The sequence below is a fragment of the Holdemanella sp. DFI.5.55 genome (genome assembly GCF_020593575.1).
Classification (GTDB): domain Bacteria; phylum Bacillota_I; class Bacilli_A; order Erysipelotrichales; family Erysipelotrichaceae; genus Holdemanella; species Holdemanella hominis.
Genome location: NZ_JAJDMK010000166.1, coordinates 1 through 1,116, shown reverse-complemented (window position 1 = coordinate 1,116; position 1,116 = coordinate 1). Strand labels below are relative to the sequence as shown.

Sequence of the window (1,116 nt, the reverse complement as noted above, 5' to 3'; positions counted from 1 at the left end):
AGTTTCAATTGGAATGTTTGAATGATAAGTGGTGTCCATAATTGAAGTATAGAATAAAATCATTCTAAGTTGAATAAAATGCAGTTCCAATGTGAATTTAATGTGAACATGTGAGAATATGGGGAATATCACATATTCACATTGGTGATATAATAATACAAATAAAATAAATTGGAAAGTCTCAAAACTATCTGTTAAACCTATTTTGAATATAGTATAATAGAGTCAGATAGAGCAGGAGGACTTGTCTTATGAAGGTATTTTCAATGTCTCAAAGAATCTATTATAAAGATTTAGAACCTGAAGCAGAATCCATCATTAAAAAGGATCTTGAACTGTATAACTGCATGTTTCATAAGGCATTCAAGATCTGTTTTGATCGTGCCTATAAGGATGTTACTTATTCAGAAAAAGATCAAAGGATGATCAAGTCCTTCTATGGTACAAGTGATTATTTTCCTTTGTCTGTCATATATGAGGCCAAGGCTTTGGTGAAAAGTCTTAAATGTCTTGAAAAAGAAAATCAAGATATGATCAAGACTCGTCTTAAAAAGATAAACAAGAAAATCAAAACGAAGGAGAATCAATTAAAGAAGGCTTTAAAGGAAAAAGAGAAACTGATCAACAGATCCAAGAAAAAGAAATATACAGAAGAAGACTATCTGTATGAAGTACAGATCTTGGATCCAAATATCAAAAGATTGAAAAGCATCATTCGTAATCTAAAATTCAGAAGAAACCGTAATGAGTTCAAGCTTAAAAGAAAGATGCCTTCTGTATGTTTTGGTGGTAAAAAGAATTTAAAAAGTGATTTAGAAACCTTTAGATTCAAAAGACAAAGAAGAATGCTTATTACTGGTAGAAGACAGGGCAAGTATTCAAACAACCTTTTCAAATTAAATGTTGAAAATGATATGTTAACATATCGAAGCACACAAAAGGATATCGTATTCAAAGTGCAGTTTCATAAATACAAGAATGAATTGTATGCAAGAGTCAATGAAAAACACAACTCACCCAATAAGGCAGTAGCTTATGAATTGATGGATTATGGTGAATATTTTATTGTGAAAGCTATATTTGAAAAACATATGAATCTTCCAAAGACAGATACAT

The 1,116-nt window shown here is 30.3% G+C and carries 1 protein-coding gene; it reads left to right on the top strand.

Annotation, left to right across the window (positions count from 1 at the left end):
- Nucleotides 1-251: 251 nt before the first annotated feature.
- Nucleotides 252-1,116: hypothetical protein (locus LJE08_RS13570; RefSeq protein ID WP_227403525.1), on the top strand; the 865-nt coding region annotated here is incomplete at its 3' end.